Source organism: Bradyrhizobium sp. RT6a (assembly GCF_040547675.1).
Taxonomy (GTDB): Bacteria; Pseudomonadota; Alphaproteobacteria; order Rhizobiales; family Xanthobacteraceae; genus Bradyrhizobium.
This window is the reverse complement of record NZ_JBEPQC010000005.1, coordinates 133,710-150,980: the sequence shown is the minus strand read 5'-3', so window position 1 is coordinate 150,980 and position 17,271 is coordinate 133,710. Positions and strand designations below refer to the sequence as shown.

General features: G+C 57.0%; 17 protein-coding genes. 7 read left to right on the top strand and 10 right to left on the bottom strand.

Annotated features, from left to right (window positions below; genetic code table 11):
- Positions 1-35 precede the first annotated feature (35 nt).
- Genes ABIC03_RS26120 through ABIC03_RS26110 form a run of 3 tightly spaced genes read left to right on the top strand, consistent with a single transcriptional unit; the run spans position 36 to position 2,400 of the window.
- Complete coding sequence (locus ABIC03_RS26120) at positions 36-1,496, top strand: hypothetical protein (RefSeq protein WP_354062238.1); 1,461 nt, start codon at positions 36-38, stop codon at positions 1,494-1,496.
- Positions 1,468-2,043, top strand: coding sequence for a hypothetical protein (locus ABIC03_RS26115; RefSeq protein WP_354062236.1), 576 nt, complete (start codon positions 1,468-1,470; stop codon positions 2,041-2,043). Before ABIC03_RS26120 ends, ABIC03_RS26115 begins: the two co-directional genes overlap by 29 nt.
- A 21-nt stretch (positions 2,044-2,064) precedes the next feature.
- Positions 2,065-2,400 carry a class I SAM-dependent methyltransferase gene (locus ABIC03_RS26110; protein ID WP_354062234.1) on the top strand — a complete coding sequence of 112 codons (336 nt, stop codon included), beginning with the start codon at positions 2,065-2,067 and terminating at the stop codon, positions 2,398-2,400.
- A gap of 835 nt (positions 2,401-3,235) precedes the next feature.
- Here ABIC03_RS26110 and ABIC03_RS26105 read toward each other — a convergent pair.
- From ABIC03_RS26105 to ABIC03_RS26070, 8 genes are all read right to left on the bottom strand, one after another.
- Complete coding sequence (locus tag ABIC03_RS26105; protein WP_354062232.1) at positions 3,236-3,775, bottom strand: hypothetical protein; 540 nt, start codon at positions 3,773-3,775, stop codon at positions 3,236-3,238.
- On the bottom strand, positions 3,772-4,350 hold the full coding sequence (locus ABIC03_RS26100) for a hypothetical protein (RefSeq protein ID WP_354062230.1): 579 nt from the start codon (positions 4,348-4,350) through the stop codon (positions 3,772-3,774). The genes ABIC03_RS26105 and ABIC03_RS26100 overlap by 4 nt, the downstream gene beginning before the upstream one ends.
- On the bottom strand, positions 4,350-4,766 hold the full coding sequence (locus ABIC03_RS26095; RefSeq protein ID WP_354062228.1) for a hypothetical protein: 417 nt from the start codon (positions 4,764-4,766) through the stop codon (positions 4,350-4,352). The genes ABIC03_RS26100 and ABIC03_RS26095 overlap by 1 nt, the downstream gene beginning before the upstream one ends.
- 449 nt (positions 4,767-5,215) lie before the next feature.
- The gene (locus ABIC03_RS26090; RefSeq protein ID WP_354062226.1) at positions 5,216-5,428 is read right to left on the bottom strand and encodes a hypothetical protein; all 213 of its coding nucleotides are present in this window, start codon (positions 5,426-5,428) and stop codon (positions 5,216-5,218) included.
- 248 nt (positions 5,429-5,676) lie between these two features.
- On the bottom strand, positions 5,677-7,005 hold the full coding sequence (locus ABIC03_RS26085; protein ID WP_354062224.1) for a hypothetical protein: 1,329 nt from the start codon (positions 7,003-7,005) through the stop codon (positions 5,677-5,679).
- 220 nt (positions 7,006-7,225) lie between these two features.
- Positions 7,226-8,455 carry a hypothetical protein gene (locus ABIC03_RS26080; RefSeq protein ID WP_354062222.1) on the bottom strand — a complete coding sequence of 410 codons (1,230 nt, stop codon included), beginning with the start codon at positions 8,453-8,455 and terminating at the stop codon, positions 7,226-7,228.
- A gap of 140 nt (positions 8,456-8,595) precedes the next feature.
- Positions 8,596-8,943, bottom strand: a complete 348-nt coding sequence (locus ABIC03_RS26075; RefSeq protein WP_354062220.1) for a hypothetical protein — start codon at positions 8,941-8,943, stop codon at positions 8,596-8,598.
- A gap of 97 nt (positions 8,944-9,040) precedes the next feature.
- Positions 9,041-9,520, bottom strand: a complete 480-nt coding sequence (locus tag ABIC03_RS26070; RefSeq protein WP_354062218.1) for a hypothetical protein — start codon at positions 9,518-9,520, stop codon at positions 9,041-9,043.
- Between the two features lie 27 nt (positions 9,521-9,547).
- Here ABIC03_RS26070 and legP point away from each other — a divergent pair, with 27 nt between their 5' ends.
- Genes legP through ABIC03_RS26050 form a run of 4 tightly spaced genes read left to right on the top strand, consistent with a single transcriptional unit; the run spans position 9,548 to position 13,954 of the window.
- Complete coding sequence (gene legP, locus ABIC03_RS26065) at positions 9,548-10,438, top strand: Dot/Icm T4SS effector Zinc-dependent metalloprotease LegP (RefSeq protein ID WP_354062216.1); 891 nt, start codon at positions 9,548-9,550, stop codon at positions 10,436-10,438.
- Positions 10,439-10,446: 8 nt separating this feature from the next.
- Entirely contained in the window at positions 10,447-11,628 is a 1,182-nt protein-coding gene (locus tag ABIC03_RS26060; RefSeq protein WP_354062214.1) for a caspase family protein, read from the top strand.
- A gap of 18 nt (positions 11,629-11,646) precedes the next feature.
- Complete coding sequence (locus tag ABIC03_RS26055; RefSeq protein ID WP_354062212.1) at positions 11,647-12,822, top strand: hypothetical protein; 1,176 nt, start codon at positions 11,647-11,649, stop codon at positions 12,820-12,822.
- A gap of 52 nt (positions 12,823-12,874) precedes the next feature.
- The gene (locus tag ABIC03_RS26050; protein ID WP_354062210.1) at positions 12,875-13,954 is read left to right on the top strand and encodes a hypothetical protein; all 1,080 of its coding nucleotides are present in this window, start codon (positions 12,875-12,877) and stop codon (positions 13,952-13,954) included.
- On the opposite strand, the gene ABIC03_RS26045 is transcribed toward ABIC03_RS26050, so the two are convergent.
- A complete protein-coding gene (locus ABIC03_RS26045; RefSeq protein WP_354062208.1) occupies positions 13,951-16,107 on the bottom strand; it encodes a glycoside hydrolase domain-containing protein in 2,157 nt (718 codons plus the stop codon). The two genes, ABIC03_RS26050 and ABIC03_RS26045, sit on opposite strands and share 4 nt — an antisense overlap.
- Positions 16,108-16,152: 45 nt before the next feature.
- A complete protein-coding gene (locus ABIC03_RS26040; protein WP_354062206.1) occupies positions 16,153-17,241 on the bottom strand; it encodes a DUF3616 domain-containing protein in 1,089 nt (362 codons plus the stop codon).
- Positions 17,242-17,271 lie beyond the last annotated feature (30 nt).

Here is a 17,271-nt window from a genome sequence, read left to right as displayed (position 1 = left end):
GTGGCAGCAATCCGATTCCGATAGTGGAGCAGGCTATGAAAGCTGCGGGCGAAGCATTCGTCGACATGGATGAACTCGCCGAAGGCGTCGGCAGATACATCGCTCAGCTCACTGGAGCAGAATGGGGCGTGGTGACGGCCGGAAGTGTGGCGGCACTTGCACTGGCGACCGCCGCATGCATCGCTGGCAACGAACCGGTTGCAATGACCCGGTTACCCAAATCGCGCGGTTTGAAAAAGCGGGTCCTGATTCCGCGTGCGCACCGTTTTCCCTATGACTCTGCCATAGGCACTGTCGGAGCCGAACTTATTCCATTCGATAGCCTCGAAGATCTCGCCACCTTAGCCGAATCAGCTTGCATGATCTGCTTGCTCGGAAGGGCGGAGGCGGCTGATGGCAACATGTTCTTGGAAGCGATGCGTGAACGCGTTGGGCATATGCCGATTGTGGTCGATGCAGCTGGACTGTCTCCTGGCAAGCCTGACCCGTGGCTATCCCGAGGCGCAACATTGGCTATCTACTCAGGCGGGAAATATCTACGCGGCCCACAGTCAACCGGCCTGTTGATCGGATCAGAACAACTGGCACGGGCGGCGTGGGCGAATGGGCCACCGCACCTTTCGTTTGGCCGCGCGATGAAAGTCGGCAAAGAGGAGATCGTAGGCGCCGTCGTTGCCCTCGAGGCTTGGCTTACTCCGTCTTTACGTGCGAACGATGAGCAAAAGTGGCTTCGGCTATTGGGGACGATCGCGTCAAACCTCTCGCCCGATCTATTCCATGTTTCAATACAGCCGCCAAGTTGGTCGGCGCTTACGCCTCGCCTGGAGGCTTTTTGGGTCGACGAACGGATAGCCGCGGTCGAAATCGTTGCTCGGATGCTTCATGATTTTCGTATTCAACTTCCGGACTTTTGCTCGAGCGAGAATGTTGTTCTGATCGACCCGTTCAACATCGTCGATAATGAGCAGGCCCACCTGGTTGCTAAATCCCTCGATACCGTACTCCGAAACTTGCAATCCGAGGTCGAGAACGACGCTGTGTCGGCTGGTCCGAAAGCACACGAATCTTTCGCGGGACTCTGGAGTAGTACTTTGACTTTCGCCGGTCGGGTGGAAGAGCATGCCATGGAGCTAACGCAAGAGGGAGCTGCTATTTCTGGTGTCTACCGAGGCGACGTCTTTGACGGTTCGATTACTGGCCTCGCCAACGGCAATGAGCTTCACCTCCTTGCAAAGCACGATACCGACCTAATGGAAATATACTATTGCTTTGAAGGCCACCTCCGGGGGGGCCGCATTGAAGGGGTTGCTCAGTTAGGAGCCGCGACGCCGGAGCTACGAAGTCCGTCGCTTTGCAAGCAGTTTGGCAATGCCCGATGGACTGCAAGACCGTCGAGCGCGGCAAGAGGGTGGCGGCCGCCGCCCATACAACGCGACATCCCTCAGGAGATCAAGTGTGGAGGTCCAGATGCGAGCGTTCCCGGAGACTGCAAGTGAATACATCGAGCTTGCCGAGCGAGCTGTGGACCGATTTTCATTGAGCCAAAATATCGACGATCTCTTCACCGCGATTCTGGTCACGGCGCATACGTTTGATTTCTTTCATCGCGAAAACAAGGGGAGGCCTGCGGAAGAGGCCGACAAGCAAGCTGTCGGCATTGAAAACCCGGATTGGAAGATCATCAGGCAGCTTTGCAATGGGGGCACAAGAGCAAGACTAGCCGCTGTCGGAGACCTTAATCCCTGTCCTTCCGCCAAGCGCGCCATTCCAGACCGGACGGTCTGGGTTGTTGCTTTTGAAGGGCGCGAACGGACCCTTGATTTCCTGTGCTCTCGCTTTCTAGGGCGACTTAAGGGACGGCTCTCCACTCGCGTCTCGCCGACCACGAAGTGTCGACTTCACATCTTGATACGATCAGTCACTGGCATGAAGGAACTGTACTCTGTAGTGCGGTGGCACCTTTCGGTTCTAATGGCGCGGCGATGCGTCGAGTGCACTCGTAGCGGATCGAAGGAAACAAACGGAGCTATCGATGCTTTCTGATTTTATGATGATCTTGCCTCAGTGTACCACTTGCTCTTTGAGGATTGGGACCAAACGATAAAGGAACAGGCCGAATGCCTTAGCCGGCTATTGCCTTCGCCGAAACAGGCGGGCCCGATACTTGATTGCGCTTGTGGTATCGGAACGCAAGCATTTGGTTTGGCTGCACTCAATTACGACATCTCGGGGAGCGATCTTTCAGCGCTCGCAATCCGCCGCGCTCGCTCCGAAGCGCTGGCGCACGGATACGACATTGAATTTCGTATTGATGACATGCGGCAGCTGTCCGCGGCGTCGTGCAAGCACTACGGCGCAGTTCTTTGCATGGGAAATTCCATTCCCCATTTGGAAGAGTGAGGTCGAGGTCCGCCAAGCGATTGAGAACATGAACAAGAGGCTGACTGACGGCGGTTTGGTCATGCTTAGCATCCGTGACTTGACTATGAACATAGCTCTTCACGAGTGACAGACATCTACTAAGCCGTCATGCTTTTCCGGTGGCGTAAACCGACGGATACTTCACCATGTCTGGGATTGGGTCGATGATCGATCCTACAGGTTTCACGTCTATCTGACTTTGCAAGACGACAATCAGTGGCGGATTCATCATTTCGTCGCCCACTATCGAGCTCTCCGAACCCATGAACTCGTCGGCCTACTCGATCAATCGGGTTTCAAAAAGATCGATGTTCTTCCGCCGAACCAGACAGGCTACTACCAAACTATTGTGAAGGGAGTTAACGCTGATTTGACGTTATCGCAGCAAAAGCCTAACGGGTTAGTTTCATTGGGTCGCTGGACTGCTAAGGCTTGATGAAAGCAGATTTATCCCGAGCATGCTAAAGCTTTGAATGCGGTGAGGCTCTGCGCAGCGTAAGTTGACCGCTGCCCCTCCGAAGGCGAAGACCACACGTTCGAATCGTGTCAGGTGCGCCAAATTCCTTAGTCAAGCCTCGATGATTGCGAACCGTCGCAGTTGCCACTCGGTGCTCGATGTAAACGTCCGTCGACTTGAAGGTGATGCGTCGCGATTTGCCTTCGGCGCAACGCCCCTGCCCCTGGATTGATTAGTTCGTCTAGACAACTCTGGCGCGGATTGCCAGCCATTGTTGTATGACTGCAACAATATGATTGGAAAGATGCGGGTAACGTGGATGAGCTGCAGCAAACACGAGAGTCTAAAACGTGGTGCTTATTTTGTCTGTTCTTGCGCCTCGGCCACTTTCAGCAACGCGTTTCTGGCGTTTCGCAGACGCGCGTTGGAGAGGGCGTTGTCGGGACGATCATACTCTCGGTCCGGAGATGGCGCGGCGCTCGCAAAAGAAACACCCCTGCCCCGTCGCTGATAGTTTTCCACAGACACCAGACCGTCCGGGTCCGTGTACATGACGACCTCGAACATATCCCAGTCTGAGCTTGAATCTCTGACGTATTCCGACGGGACGATAACCAGCACCCGCCAGGCGCTGAGAGACGAATTCGTCTCAAGACTTTCCTTTCCAATAAAAAACTCCGACTTCGATCCCGCGTTGGCTTTCAGCGTCGACAGCCATCGATTCAAGATGTCGCGTGCGCCCGCCTTGAAGCTGCTGCATCCGATGCACCGGAACGACTGGTCGGCGCCGACAATAGCGTGCCCGCCTTGCATGGGCGTTAGCAGCGCAGCCGAACCAAGCGCCAGAGCCGCCAGCGCGCCTCTCCAGCTTACGGTTCGTAACACCGGCGCGCTCACTGTGGCTTCACAGCCGGAGCGGGGACGATCCGATTGTTTCCTCTCGATTCAGCCACCTTCTTAAGAGAGTCGGCGATTTGCTGCAGGCGGGCGTTGGCGACATCGTTGTCGGAAACGGCCGTGAATTCCCAATCTGGCGATGGCTCTTTGGGGCCGAATAACGATCTGGAGCGCCTTTTGTAGTTTTCGGTCGATATCCAGAGCGGCCCGCGATCGGCTTTTGACATCGGCGTGGGATGGCCGACGACCAGCTCAAATGAATCCCAGTCGGCTGTCGAGTCTCTCACCAGCTCCGAGGGTATGATCACCAGCGCGCGAAGGCCGTCGGTCTCTCCGAACTTCGTGTATTTCATCAGACCGACATACGAGTCGAACTCACTTTTGTAGCCGTGATCCGCGAGATCCAGCCAGTGAACCCACGACCGGATATAACCGGAAAGATACATTTCGTTATAAAACTGGTTTTCACAATCCGGCTGCGGATTGCAGTTTATTTTCACATAGGCGTCCTGCGCACCGGCCGGGTCCGCGGCGACGACGGCAGCAAAAGTGAGAAGCCACGCAAAAGCGCGCATTATGCTGCCTTGTCAGGAAACATGAGGTCTTTGTTGACACCGAGATATCCACCCAACACGGTTTCGATCGCACCGACCAAGAACTTGAGGACGGTGGACGAGATCGAGGTGTTGAGGGCTGCAAGCGTATAGACGGCAAACAGCGCTACGATGAAGGCAGACGTTGTAACCGTGCTCATCAGGCACCATGCCGGGTCTGCCGGTGGAGACGTGTCTTTGTCCGGCAGATTTCCCATGAAACGATAGGCCGACAGGCCAACCATGGCCAGCAGCGGGGAGCCCATGAGGATCATCTGCGCGGTATCGGCTGTGTTATACGGTCCGACAAGCATGACAATCAGACCGAAGGCGAACAGCGCAACGTGTCCATAGACGACGATCGCAGCGACGCGCTTGGCGAGTTGCAGTTTGGTCATTGCGTGAAATTCGGTTTGGCTGGAGGCCGGTTTCAGATAATTTCAGTTTTCCGGACGTGCCGCAACCCTGACGTGGCCGCGATCTACCGCAAAACCGGTGCACGGTGTCGGGCGGGTGTTGCGGCCGGTAGCGCCCCGCTTATCAGCGGCGGCGTTGCGGGGCAGGCCGGCGGCCTGGGGCGCAGAAAAAAAGCGGGGCTGCAAATGTAAGCTTCGAAAAACGAAAGGGGCCGGTTGGCCCCTTTCGCAATCGCTTACTGCAGCGGTGCGGAGGCCGGCCGGTTTCGGCTGTTTCACGCTCGGCGAGTGCGGCGAGTTCGCCCTTCTTCATCTTGAGCCCAGACAGCCCGCACGGCATCTGCCGCGGGGCCTCAAGGTCGGCGAGGATGGCCGCCTTGCCGATCCTGCTGAAATACCCTGCCGCTGTCGGGCGATAGCAGCGTGCCATGTCAAGGCCGAGCGCGGACGCCAAAGCCTGTCCCTGCGCTCTGCCCACTTGGTTTGCATCCGTTTTTGCGCTGAACAGCGTCAATGCCACGGGCGGCGGCAACGGCCAGCACGTCGAGCAGCCAGTCGGGCAGTGCGTTTAAACAGCACGCCCAGAAAGTCGGGCGCTGATCGGCGGGCAGCATCGCCTTGATGCGCTCGCGTACGAACGGCACGATTCATGCTCCCACTGATCGGCGGACGCTGGCGCTCGGAACGAGCCGCTGATTAAGAGTCAACCCGGGCTGACCATAATCCCTAACATGCAGGCGGCAGTACTGGCCGTATTTGGGGGAAAATGGGAGCTGGCCGGACGACCAGCGCCATTTGGCGAACTGCCCAAGGTAAACGATCTCAACCGCCCTCACCTCGTCCAGCTAGGAAACGCACAGATTTGAATGACACCTAGCCCCGCGTGGCGACCCTAAGGATCCGGACAACACCAGTCTCCGTAGCAATGGCCCTTCACCTGGTTGCTGCCGCAGCAAATCTCGATGTGGTTGGCGCATTGGCTACCCGCCGCTCCGCACTGAACGTTCATGCGAGACCGAAGTCCCGTTTGCGGCTGAGAGATTGAAGGGAGGCCAATCTTCTTTCTTTCCTGCACAGTGCCGTGAATCCTGAGAAAGATTCGATTGGACCCATCTGTTGGAAAGACCGCGACGTCGCTGTTTGCAAGCGTCCACCTCTCATTTGCGTCGCTTTCGGGTATCAAGATGAAGTCGGCGCCACTAGAGGACTCGACCTTTCCTTTGAACTCAACCCACTCCGAATCGCGAAAGTCAGGTGGAACAACCAACGTTGTTGTCATGCAAGGAGCTCCCAAGCGTGGAAAAACGACCCATAATAACTTCGCCGCGATCGGCAGACTAGTGGCCAGTATAGCGACCGCCAAACCGACACAGATGAAGCCACGAATGCTGGTGTAAATGATGTCGAACAGCGAGACGCCGAGATGGTACGTTTCCAAAGCAAGCCTGGCCGGAAATAAGCGCGCCATAGCAGCGGCAGCAGCGACCGTCGCCTCGACCGGCGGTCGATCGGAATCTGCCAGCGTCTTCAGCCGTCCGGCTCGCTTATCCAAGAGCTCCTTCGTATCCTCTTCGAATAGGCCTCGCCGTTCTTCGCCGAACGCCGCAATCGATCTGCCGAGATCGCGCCCCGGGATTGCGCGGCCGTGACGTTCGACCGTTCGGACGAATACGAGAGCCGCATCCTCACGGGTTAACGCGCCCTCCTTGCGAATCGAATGTGCGAGTATCTGTGGACAATAGCGGTTGTAGATCAGATAGAGCGCCAAATAGAGCGCATAGCCGGCGATTTCGATGCGGATCACTTCGACGGCCGTGAAGTGATGGCAGAACAGGAAGAAGTTAAGTACGTTGTTGTTGACCCATACGGCCCAGGCCGAATGTTTGTCCAAGCCTTGCGTTACGTAGAAAAGAACGTAGGAAAGCACCACTAGGGTGAGGGCCATCCTCGACCCCGCAAAAAATGGCTCGAGTGCCGTCCAGCGCGGCACGTGCAGTCTCGCCACCCAAACCGTCTCAGGGTGCGAAGCGGCGAGCAGATGAATTCCGTAAATGATCAGAGCAAGGAGGACACTTGCAAGGGCGAGCCAACCCACGTGCATTGCTGGCGCGCCCCAATTGGCGAATACGATGACGTACCACAGCGCATCGCAAAGTAGGAGTACCGCGAAAACGATGCTCCAGCGCAACAAGAATGCCTTTAAGTGGGTCATCGCATCCATCTGCTCAAATCTAATCGCTTACCGACCGCGCAACGGCACGGCAGGCCACTTTAAAGTAGACCGAACGCTGCGCGGTCGAACAGCATCGGTCGTCGAAAAGCCGAGCGCACTCCTCGCTGGCGAAAATAATTTATGTCCGAACAATTCCGTCCACCGACGTCGGGCACCGAGTTCCGCCCCGAAATGTGACATGCGCGGTCGCGACCTGCCGCGTGATGAGTTAATATTGCAGCGTAAGCTGAACTTGGTACTTCTTCGACTTCAGCAGCGTCGTCTTATCCGTCCCATCGTCGTAAGTGACCGCAACAGAAATCTTCTCCGGGTCGACCGGAGCTGGCGGCGCGCCGTCCACCGAGCAGAACCTCGACGGCTTCCCACCAAGGTCCACGCTCGCTTGAGAATGAAAATTCTTGATGTCGGTATTGTTCGAGGCGTTCCAGTAATATTGATACTGAGCGTTGAGATGTATCCGACCGCAAAGAGCGCCCATCTCCGGCATGTTCTGAAATAAAGTGGCGTTCAACTCCGCCGTTCCGCCTAGGAAGCTGTAAGTCGTATTCGACGCGTAGTTCGTAAGGCCGGCGTTGGCCACGCGAAACACATTGGCTTCGGCGACGGTACGGAAATAGAGGCCAATCCATTGGGGTCCAAAATCGGGATTCAATCCCCAGTGGGCCCTAGGCAGATAGGGCTCATACGTGCCCGAGAAGCCACCTATTCCGGCCTTGCCGCGGAAGTCGGTCTGGCCATAGGGCGTAAAGCGCAACGTCTGAATTGTGAAAGGGCCTCCGCCCGCGAGTTCGAACTGGTTATCGATGCCGGCTTGCAATGCGCTGCGTTCGGATGCTTTGAACGGATCTCCAAGCGTGCCGTTGGCATACAAGAATGGGGCGGCGGCGTACCCAGACAGGCCCAATGACGATTGGACGTGCGGTAACGAAGGATCGCCATTGATCTGCGGGCCAGGCAAATCTGGTCGCCACAACACGTAGCTTGCGAACCCCTGAACCGCTAGGGAAGTCGACTTGCCCAACTCATCCCGCGTGTAGGTTACGGACGCTCCTTTGGCATCGATCGGAGAACCGAACGGATAAAGGTAGTAGGCGGCGTCGATCGCCTCCTTCCGGAGAAAGAATGGCTGGGGGTGATCATTGTTATTCTTCTCGAGAGTCTTCGGGTCGACGGCTTCGGGATAAGGGTCCGCTGCCGACGGGACCGCTGTCGAGACTACCTTGGCATTCGCTCCCCGTGTCTTCGGAACAGACAGCTTCGTTGAACGGCTCTTTTCCTGCTTCAGTTTACGGACTTCGGCCCGCAATCTCAGCAGCTCGGCGCGCTCGGTTTCAGTCAACGGCTTTTCGTCACCGGCCGGCTCAGACGCCGCATTTGATACCCCTATAAGCAAACACGACAATGCGGCGAGCGCGATGCGCCCTTGCGACCCAAACATTTTTACCCCCGTTATGAAATTATCGAATCAGTGCGTTTCGCAGTCCCCACGCGATAATGCCGACCAGATCCTTCACCGTCTTGACGTACCGAAGGTCATTTGGGCCGAGCGCCAAACCCCGCTGGCGGAAGGCCGGATAGTCATCGAATATCCTGCCACATAGCCACGAGCCTTGCCGGATCGCCCGGTATGAGAGCGTTGAGGTCGTCGTCGTCCTTCAAGACGCGCTTCGTATTGAAGACGCCCTCGATGCCCTCCTTTATTTGGTCCGCGCTCAACGGAGGAAGAGTCACACGACTGGCAACAGTGGCATCGTCAGCCACAACGTCCGCCTGTGCCTGTCCACCTTTGGCGGCGGAAATGGCTTCGGCGTGCTGTCGGATCGCGGCAGCGAGCTCGGAGATTGCCTCGGCATGAACCAGAAGCGAGTCCTTACGCGGTTGCCTCGGCTTCTTCGGCGCCTTTTTTACCGCAGCTTTTTTTGCCAAGGTATCCTCCTCCGATTGTTGCGCAGCCAAGGGGCCGCAGAACTATATGTTTAAAAAATATCCGACGAACACTGCCCGGCGTCGTAGAACCCTTTGATTACTTCGCTCTGTAAAAGAGCGGCACTATGAGGGTCCACGCGAAAACCAGCAACATGGCCAGCAAGGAGTCCCAAATTGCGTGATTGCGTATTTCTACGACTTTGAACACGTCGCCGAGAGAATAGACCCAGATAAGAAATGAAATGGCTGCGATCGCGACGGCGGGCTTCTCCGCCGGCGTGTTCTGATCGGAAGTCGCCCAAGCCCGAACCGCGATGACCGAAAGAAAGCAAAACACGGTCCAGCCGATCCAGTAGGTTGTCTCCGAGAACAAATCCTGCGAGTGATCTGTCTTGTCGGCGAACCTCGCCTGAATGCCAGCCTTCCCGACGAGATAGACCCCGATCACTTCCGTCGGGATGAGGTTCACGACACGCTCGATATACTGCTTAGCGGAATCGGGCGCTGCGGCCCCTGCAGGTGCATCTCCCTCGACGGCGTCTCCCGCAGGCGGCCGGATGCGCAAAATAGTGCTCATGGATTCCCCCAAATCCAAAGATGCCCCTTGACGTCCGGCTTCAACCTTAACACGATGGTTCTATTTCTGACAACTATTCCCGTGCTCAACGGCCTCGAACTCGATTTTGGAGAGCCGACAATGGCGGACAATGGATTTCTTAGCAGCGACACCACGGGCATTACCTACATCCGACCGATCGGCCAAGATTGGAAGAAGGTCACCTACGCGATCGTGGGTGACCTGGCCGTGTTCGAAGGATGCATCGTGCTCGGGACGGTCGCCGAGATGCAGGAGATCGCCGAGTATATCAAGCTGCACCCCGAACTGTTGGCTCCTGAAGCAGAGCCGCAGGGAGCCGCGATCAAAGGCGTGCAGTACCGTTGGAAGAACAAAACGGTCCCATACGAGATCGACGATGGGCTTCCCGACAAACAGCGAGTGAAAGACGCGATCGCCCATTGGACCGACAAAACCGGATTCAAGTTCGTCGAACGGACGGCCGCCAACCGGAACGATCCAGCTCTCGCCGATTACGTCGTTTTTCGAGGCGGCGGCGGCTGCGCCTCCACGGTCGGCCGCAAGGGCGGAGCACAAAACGTCATCCTGGGTCCCGATTGCACGTCGGGCAACTGTATCCACGAGATCGGCCACACGATCGGTCTCTGGCATGAACAAAGCCGGATCGATCGGGACACTTTCATCACCATCAACAAAGCCAATATCGATCCAAACATGATGCACAATTTCGATCAGCACGTTGTCGACGGCATCGATCTCGGGGCCTACGACTACGGTTCGATCATGCACTATCCCAAGGATGCGTTCTCGCGGAACGCCGGCGACACCATCGTCCCCAAGCAAGAAGGAGCTCAGATCGGCCAAAGGACCGGTCTAAGCGCGGGAGATATCGCGGCCGTGAAGACTCTCTATCCGTGACGGCAGGCATGTCCGAACTGATCCTGGACAGTAGAGCCACGATGAACGCCGACGCTCCCGGCGTACATCTGTTTATCGTCGGGGTGAGCGATTACGTGAATCTTCCCGATGAGGACGACCTTCCGCAAGCCGAATGGAAGCTTAACAAGCTGACGTGCGCTTCATCCAGCGCATACGCCGTCTACGTTTGGCTGAAGAACAACCCCTTGAGACTTCCAATCAAGACGATCCGGCTGTTGCTATCGCCTTCTCAGCGCGAAATCCAGACCATACCTGCCTTGGCGGGCCTAGCGCCTCGGGCCAACCGCCAAAACTTCGGCGACGCCGCCAGGGCTTGGCGAGCCGATGCATCGAACAACCGCTCGGATATGACGATCTTCTACTTCGCCGGCCACGGAATGCAGCGTGGACCGGAAGAAGGCGTCCTTTTGCTCGACGACTTCCTCACCCCGATGGACACGATATTGAGCAGAGCCGCCGAACTGGGAAACATTCGAAACGGCATGGCCCCGTCCGAGGCCTGTCCCGCTATCGGCCTCACGCAGTTCTACTTCATCGACGCCTGCCTCGACCGTCCCAAGGCACAGACCAAATTCGTCAATCCTCGGGTGCCGCCGATATTCGATGTCTTGCTCAATGTGGTCGACAAGCGTGAAGCGCCCGTGATCTTCAGCACCTTCGACGGAGCTCTTTCCATCGGGCGTCGCGGCAAGACCAGCTACTTTGCCGAAGCTCTGATGCAAGCTTTCGAGCGCGGGGCCGAAGATCCGGAAGACGTTCCCGCCGGCGGCACCCAGTGGCCCGTGACTTCGATAACGATCAAGAATTCGCTCGACGCGTTCTACGACAACAACAAGCTCGGGACCAACGTGACCCTCAGCAGCCTGGTGGGATTGCCGGTGTTAAGATATCTATCCGATCCTCCGCAGGTGGCTTGCAGGATTCTGGTCGATCCACAGCGCATGAACGGCAATTGCAAGATCATGCTCTGCGACGACGGCGATCTACCCGCAGCCGGTAACTGGCCTCAAACCATAATGGAGTTCGAGGTTACCGTGAAAGCCGGATTATACAGGGTTCTGGTCGACTCCAACCTGCTAAGAACGAATCCTTACAAGACAAAGCTCAAGTGGATCACCCAGAAGGTCAGATCCTGGCCACTCAGTCTCGACTCTCTGCTAGTGCAATAGAAGCGAGAGGACACGCGCATGGCCGATACGTCTTCATCCCTCACCGTGAAATTCGACAACCCAACGTCAGAGTCCTCCGACAAACGTTGGAGTGGTTCGTTCCCAGTAGAGGTGCGGGATATCAAGACCCAAGTCCTAAGAGCGCGCGGCCTTAGCGGCAATTCTCTCGGCATCACGCCCGGCACCTACTTCGTGACCGCTACCCTTCCCGACGGGCGCGAGATCGCGAGCGAGGAGCCTGTTAGCGTCGCGACGGGAATGGACGTCGAAGTGATCTTGCCTTCCGCAGAACTTCGTTTTCCCGAGACCTTGCGGCCGATCAATACGATTTCCGCTGCGGTCAAGGACTACATTCGACCGCTAACAGAATATTTCTCCTCTCAGCAGGCAGCGGTTCTGCGCGGCAACTGGCTGACGGCCAAGTTCGGAGCGCCGACAGCTGCTTTCAAGCGCGAGGCTACCTCCCGCACGTCTCTAGAGTTCAACTTTTCGGATCTGCCGGCCATATTCGAGATCAGTCTCGAAAGAGCAACAAGTCCGAAAAGCGAAAAGGTCCGAGTTTGCGATTATTTCGCGCTACCGGTCGAGAAGAGTGGGAAGACCGCAATCCGTTGGTCGATTGATCAAGCATCGGGCCTCCCGATGTTGACCTACGATTTCAACGACGGGTCCCTCAATTCGTTCTGCGACTTCATCCAAAACGGACAAACCGTGGAAGCTCGAGTTCTTTCCCGCGTACTGCTTCAATCGGAGCAGTTGCTGGCGGAAAGTGCCGTCCAACCGCTTCGGGCAACGTTGGGGGCCTACGTCTTGTTGCGGGCGAATGAGGTCGACGATCTCGATGCTCTGACGGCCAGCCTGGTCGAATCGTGCGGCGAGATACCGGATGTCCTGGCCGTTCGAATGGAATATTTGGCTCGCATGGCTAAGCACGAGGAAGCGATAAAAATACTGCTCCAAATTCCCAAGATCGGAGCACCGGCTTTTCGATCAGGATTCGGATATGTCGCAGATCGTGCCAAGCTCTATTCGACAGCATCTCTCGACCGGACCGGCATTTCGCTTCCCGACGATCAACTGAGCCTAATCAAGCGAATTTCCTACGTCTTCGGCGAGCTCGCGGCTTCTTTAGATCTAACGCAGTCAGTTTGTACTTTCCGCCACCCGACGCATCTCATTTCACCGGAGCCATGATCGCGTTTCGCGATATTGGCGCAACTCATTCCATTCATTCGCGAGATTTCAAATGAAAATATCGGATGCGGACTTCCTTCTCGATACCGGTAACGAAGAGATCAACGACTTCTTAGCCGGAGATACCGTCGACCAAACGACAATCGACAAATGCCGCGCCATTCCGCTCGGTGGCTCGGCCGACATCCAAGCCAAGTTTGCGGCGCACGGCGGCTTTATCTCTTGGTATAATTCAACACTCGCGGCAACGACGGCATTCAAAAATCGCGGTCGGATTTCGGCGAACGCTGGCGTCGCGAGCAGATTTAACTCCTTTTGGGACCAAATAGCGGCGGTCTTCTCGGCCCCGAAGACGGATGCTTTGCATTTCGCCGCCGTGATGTGCCTCGGCATCCAGGAAAACAGTGGCGACATGTCCTGCGATCCCGAAGCCGTCGGCACGGCCGGCTATCCAGGCCTCGTCTACGCCTACGAGAAGATCCCCGGATCGAAGTCGTCCTACAACGTCAACGACGACCTAGGTAATTGGACCGCGCTGAAGGTATTCAAAGATGCCGGATATGTGGCGGAGCACAGCGGTCTAGCTGGCTACCACCAAGTCGTCGATAAAGGCATCGATCAGGCATGGGGAACGGCTACTTGGCCGCACTCTTTCTCGTCGAAGGAAGACGCTTCCATCAACGGGTTCGTCATGGAAGTCGACTTCTATAAATTTCGAGATCGGGGCGTGATCCAAACGACGGGTAGAGGCGACTACGGCGTATTGATCGACTACATCATGAGTAACCCTGCTATTGCGGGCAACGCGAACCTGAGCCACCTACGCGCGACATGGGACGCTTATCCGGCGGCGGTAGGGACGAGCAAGCGCGACACGATCGCGTCGCGGTCCACTAACGCACAATGGAACGTTGCCTTCGGAGAAGGCATCATTCTCGCGGCAGCAATTGCCGAGGATAGCCGAATCAAGTCCAACTACCTTCAACTTGCTACAGACGCGGCGACGCTGAACGGCGGAAAGGCGACTAAGGGCTCGCTCTACTTCTTGGCAAAAAAGATAAACGGCGGGAACTATCCGGACGAGGTCGTGCCGATGATGAAGGCGATGATCCGTGCAATCGCTGCTCTCTAAGCGATGGGATCAAAAATGCCCCAGTTCCAGGCGGCGTCAAGCGCTGGCGAAAATATCCCATCGATAGGGACGTGCTTTCGGGATTGCTCATCGACGAGGGCCTTCTTCGTGACGCTACCGAAGTAGGAGGTCCGTTCGATGCCCAGTTTCTCCTGAAGCCGGTCGACCGCGGGTCCCCGCGATCCCGGCCTCAGACGGCCGAGCTCCCTTCGCACGGAAGCCGCGTCGCCGGCTTCGTTCTTCCTACGGAGTTCGGCGGCAATCGCAAGATCTCTGCCGGTTATTAGGATTACATCGCATCGCTTACCTTGACCCAGCCGATTCATGATGGCTTGGGCCTTTTTCCATTGGTCCGTCGGCGTCTGATGCCCACGGATCGTCATACATCCAGCCGATGAGAAGGGGGCACCCCAGTTTGGCACGGTGGTCGTCTGGAACGAGCAATGCACGTTGTCTGCGGGTATCGTCTTGCACCAGACGTCGTCTACGCCATACGACAGGTCGTTTTTTGTGCGGAGTACCGTCGCCGTTCCATCGACATGTAGGTCGAAACTGTCGGTCAGACGCAGAGCTGGCTTGATCGCGCCAGCATGCGGCGAATTATGTACCCCGACGCGGTAGACGTAGCAACCAGACGGCATCATGTTGCCGACCCCCGACGTCGTCTTTCCGTTCGCATAATTGAACCAACTTTGAACGTATTCGGCGTTCGGCACGGTCGAGGCCGTGTATAGGGTAATTCTACGCTTTGTGGTGCCCGGATCACGTTCGTAGAAGCCGATGAGGCACCGGAAACTCTTGTGATCTGGCCTAAGCTCCGTGATCCACGTCGACGACACCTGTTCTACTTCAAGAGTGGCCGATTTGCCGGCCAACTTACCAAGCCGGGCTCCCCTGATAGCGAGCGCGACGGTATTGTCGAACCCGACGGGATTCATCGAATTGGCTGATAGCATCAGTTCGATATCCTCCGGCTTCAGCTCAAATTCGCCCAGTGTCGCTACGCCGCTCGTCGGCACGGGCAAAGTTAGACTGGAAGCTAGATGGGAGTAATCGGGAGACGCCACGTCCTGTTCCGGCCACTTAATTTTGGCCCAGGGATCCGGCGAATGCGTCGCCGGTGCGTCGGCCAGCGACAGGTCCAAATCCTCGTCTCTAGGACCCGGATCGACCACGTTCGACATCCATGCGACCGCCAGCGTGTCCTCAGCTAGGTTCAGGGCAATCTTCTCGTCCGGCATTATCTTGTCCACCGCTCCCGAAGGAGAGCCGCATTTCGGGTCGGAGGTGGGGCTGGCCGCGTCAGGCGCGTCCGCCGCGACGGCAGCGTCCATAGACTTGAATTGCACAAAGCGATCGAAAGCTCCCTGTGCCGCGACCGTTGCCTCGTCGAGCTCTGCTACTTCCGTCGCTTCCTTCAGATCAAGCAGAGCGCGATCGACGGAGGCATAATCGGACGGGTCGGCGACGAGGCCGACATTAAGATCGAACCGTGGGCCGTGTCCTCCGTCCGCGGGCTGGTCGAGCCCTTGGAATTCGATCTCCCATTTGAACTGAATGGCTAAGGGCCCCTTCCTCGCAGCGGGTAGCGGGAGACCCGCTGGATCGAGGGTTACCGTGATCGCATTACCTTGCGCATCGAGATTGTCCGGCGCGGCAAGCCAGACGATCCGCCCATACTGGAGCGCCCATCGCAAGGCGCCTCCTGGACAATAGATTGCGGGCACGAAGAACCGCTTCTTCACCTCATCCATCCAGGCGAGGATGTAGGCTTGGTAGGCGCTGGCGGGCTCATCTCCCTCTTCCAGGTCGAGATAAACGACTGTCCCAGGGGAAAAGCCGGCCGTCTTCATCAGATCACACGCCTGATCACCATCTGACGCTCCTCTGGCGGCATTCAGCGCCGGATTCGGTACCTTAACCCCCGATCGCTTGACGTGCGCTTGCTGACCCAGATACGTCGGCACGAGGCCCCAGCCGGCGACAGCGAGATCGGTTCGCTGCCCCATCCAATCGGAGCCGGGGTGGTTCTCGGTCGGGCCTAGATAGAAGCAAGCGAAGCGAGCTTTGGCCTTATCCCGCAGCCATTTCATAGCGGCCATCCCCGGGAAATGGCTGATGTCGACACCGTAGATCGGCTTAGGGCTGCTCATTTGCTCCGCCTCTTTCCGGATTTTAGGGATGCCTGCTATCGATCGTCACTGCATGTCGATCAGATATCTTCGAGGGGCACCGCCCTTCGCACTGTCGAAGAGAACCAGCAGATCGAGCGAAGTTGGACCTTGCGCCAGGATCTGCAAAGCTTCCGCCTTCCCGCCGTCTGGAATATCGACGAGATCGACGATCGGTGTGACCGTCTTGCTCGCTGGCTCGACGATGTAAAAGGCAAAGGAAAGATCGTCCGCTTGTGCTGGGCCACCGAGGGCGAGAAGCCGACCGTCCGACAGGACGGCAAGGTCTCGAATACCCCGACCTCCCAAATCGAGATCGATTTCGCGGATATCGGCCTTCGCGATGGGTTGATCCGCATCAAATAGCCAGTCGCGGTCAACGGCAACCAGATAGGCCTTCTTTCCGATCACAGGCGCCCGAAGGCCCGCGTAGAGTTTGCCACCGAAGATGGCCAGTCCCTCGATGTTGAGGCCGTTCTTGGTCATGAGATCCAGCGCATAGAAAGGCCCAAGCGTCGGCGCGGCGAGAAGCGCCTCCGAAAGGCGATAACTCGTGGATTTTGGGCCTACCTCATCGATGTTATTGGGAACGGCAGCGGCGGTTCTGACCACATCGATCGGGATACGCGTCAAAATAAAAGACGATGCTCGAAACTTGTTGCTGTTTCGCGAGCAACCGTGGGATCCGACGACATAGAAGTATTTATCATCGAGAGCTACGGCCTCTCCGTCCAGATCCTTGAAGCTGTCTTTGCCCTTCGAGCACTTCACGACTTCGGAGTTGAGGCCCGGCTCCGTTCCAATGACGTCACCGGGCGCACTTTTTTTGCCGATCAACCTAATTTTGGCCTGTCCCGTGAGTATCGACCCGTCCATCGTTGCGGCTTGCGCAAGGCGCCCTTGGTCGTCGATCACCACGCACGTCCGCTTTTCGGCTTGCGGCGCCAGGCAGCTAATTCCGCTTATATCCGTACTTGGGGTTCCTTCGTCGTCGGTCAGCGGAGCGGCGACCGCCACGTCGGACGACTTGATCGAGGCCGCTTGCGTGGCCCATGGCGTGGTCATCACTATGACGGCCAAGATAGCCAAAGCACTTCTTCGAACGATCTTCAGCATAACGATCTCGCGAAAATGGCTTTAGAACGA